Source organism: Endozoicomonas sp. (assembly GCF_031844845.1).
Classification (GTDB): domain Bacteria; phylum Pseudomonadota; class Gammaproteobacteria; order Pseudomonadales; family Endozoicomonadaceae; genus Endozoicomonas.
Genome location: NZ_JAVRMB020000319.1, coordinates 1 through 2,656, shown reverse-complemented (window position 1 = coordinate 2,656; position 2,656 = coordinate 1). Strand labels below are relative to the sequence as shown.

General features: G+C 41.8%; 1 protein-coding gene. It reads left to right on the top strand.

The features are described from left to right. Window positions 1-373: 373 nt before the first annotated feature. Window positions 374-2,224: a hypothetical protein gene (locus tag RM811_RS17810; protein ID WP_402527011.1), complete on the top strand. Its 1,851-nt coding sequence runs from the start codon at window positions 374-376 to the stop codon at window positions 2,222-2,224. The last annotated feature ends 432 nt before the right edge of the window (window positions 2,225-2,656 follow it).

Genomic DNA, 2,656 nt, shown 5'->3' with positions numbered 1-2,656 from the left:
GGAGAATTCAGGACATCCATAAATTGATCGGAAATTTATGGATGTCCTTTTCTTTCTTTTCTTTCGCATGGATGTCCTTTTCTTTATAAATTGATCGGAAATTTATGGATGTCCTTTTCTTTCTTTTCTTTCTTTTCTTTCGCATGGATGTCCTTTTCTTTCCAATACCATCCGCTCAGCTGTCTTGGTTATAAAATAATTGAAACTTATTCCGTAACTAGTGGTCTAAATATTCGATAGCAAACTTTCACCTACTTATCTCAGGGCTTCTCGGTCTACTTCTGAGGTAGCTCCCCGGAACCCATAAAGAGCCTAAATTATATTCTTATTAGGTTAATAGGGAATAAATAACAAAACAGAAATGGAGATAAACATGATGAATGATGGAAATATGATTGGTTCTGGCCAAACGCATTTGTCTTCACAGATAAAAAATCAGCCCGCCATTGAATCAAAAGGTACCGGGATAACCTGGGGGCGGGTGGTCAGGGTGGTTGCTCCGATAATAGCTATTGGTGGCATCGTTGCTGCCTGTTTAACCAGCGGAATTCCTCTGATTATTGCTGGTGCAGTGGCTGTTTTTGGTGGGGCATTGTCATTGTACTTAGTTTATACCTGGCTGTATCACCGCAATGTTGCAAAGGTTTCCGATGTTACGCCAGAGCCCGGAGTGAAAACTGCCTGTTCCGATATCAGCACGCCTGCTCATACAAGTTTACAAATGCCTTCAGTTCCAGCATTTGCAGCACCGAATAAGATGGATGAGGCTACAGTGCCTGAGTCAGAAAAAGTCAGTCACCCGGTTTGCACAGCCGGTTCTGATAAGGCTCGCGCAGGGGCATCGGCCAGGTCTGAAATGAATTCCACTTTTGACACTAACAGTGCCGTGAATATGCCTGTTGTAGATCATTGCATGGGTGAATTATTCATTATTCCAGATGAGAGTCAGCGGCGCATACCGGAGGCAGGGCGAAAGCTTAAAGTGGACAATAGTTCAACTAGTGTCGAAGATACGGTAGGAATACCTAATATTGGTTCACTTTCGATATATAAAGGAAATAATACTAAGGCTAACTCTTCTGAAAAACAGGATAAATTGCACGATAGTCACCCTGAAGCTACCACCCTGATACCGGAGTTGAGTCGGTTATCAAAAGATACCGCTGATTCTCGACGCAGTATTTCACTGAATGATAGGGTATTAGAACCCGTTGGAAAGCCACTCACGTTGGGGAATGAAATGGAATCCATTCAGGTAGACGGGGGCGACAATATATCTTCGGAGATTATTATTCCAGGTGATTCATATAACGATCCTGAAGGAAATGTTGCATTGAACAGCGCAAGAGAGGGTGACGGCGATAAAACGCATGAATTGGGTATACAGCCTGAGAGGCCAGTAATGGGCGGTCAATTTTATACGAAAATTGAGGCGAAGTTTGGTTTGGAAAATTGTGTAGGAACAGCATTACACAATATTCGAACCTTCTTTAAATCCACTCCTGAAGATATTTTATCAGTTGTTTTTGATGAGGATAAGAAATTCCCTGCCGTTACGATGAACGAAGCAGAGCAATTACAAAGGAAATACGAAACTTATAACCGAAGTGCGTATTCTTTATCAGAGGGGGAGGGGGTCGAGAACGGGGTGCAACGGCTCAAAGCATTTTTAAAAAAGGAACTGGAAGGTACGGCCGTTATAGAGGACTATGAGTCAGGCGAATTATCCAGCACTAAAGATGTGAGGTCGGAGCTGACGAAATGGATGGTACAAGACACTAAATCGGCAGTGCTTCTGTGCATTAATGGCGCCTCAAAAAGATCAATGGGTCATGTGTTTTTGCTGACAAAGACGCGAATGTCATTTGTTTTAAAATATGTTAACCCTGAACAGGAAACTATCTATTTGAATAAATTGAACAGTGAGGAGATGGTTGATTTTGGGGAAAAATATAATCTGACAGATGAAGATAGTAAGTATGAAGTATCAGGCAAGGGAGATGAGAATGCATCAGATGTACTATTAATGAGATTCTATAATGGCGAAAATGAAGTAAGGCAGGGGCATGTGGGGAAAGATGTAGATATAAATTCGTTGATTGAAAATATTATGCTTGATGTTAACCAGCACGCACGCATGGTCGAGTTTGGTGGTAATACGCTGCGTCTGTTTCTGACGTATTTTAATGAGAAAGAAATAGGACACCCAAAAATTACAGACTGAATGAAATAGTGGTTCGATATATAAACTGACAAATTGATCAGTATTAATTAATCATTAGGTAAACCCCCAGCTATGCCGGGGCAGGGTGGTAGCTTAAGATGCACCATCGTTTGGTTTTATCGTTTTTTTAGAACAACCAGCCACAGAAGTATTTTCTTCTGATATAGAAAGGAACTTAATATCAGGGGTTTTTACCTCATTCCCGACATTAATTGTACTTTCGTGCATCTGACGCAACCGCCCTGTATGCCGGGGTGACTCGCATAGGCTTGGCCGGAAGTCATTTAACTATTTCGGAACTCAAGTAGGAAGGGGTATAAGAATAATATTTTTGGAAGGTCCGACTTTGTAAGTGCTCAAAAACCACTGGTAAAACAATCGTCCACAACCCCAGGCTCAGCAGTCTGTTTTATCAGACTGCTGAGCCTGGGA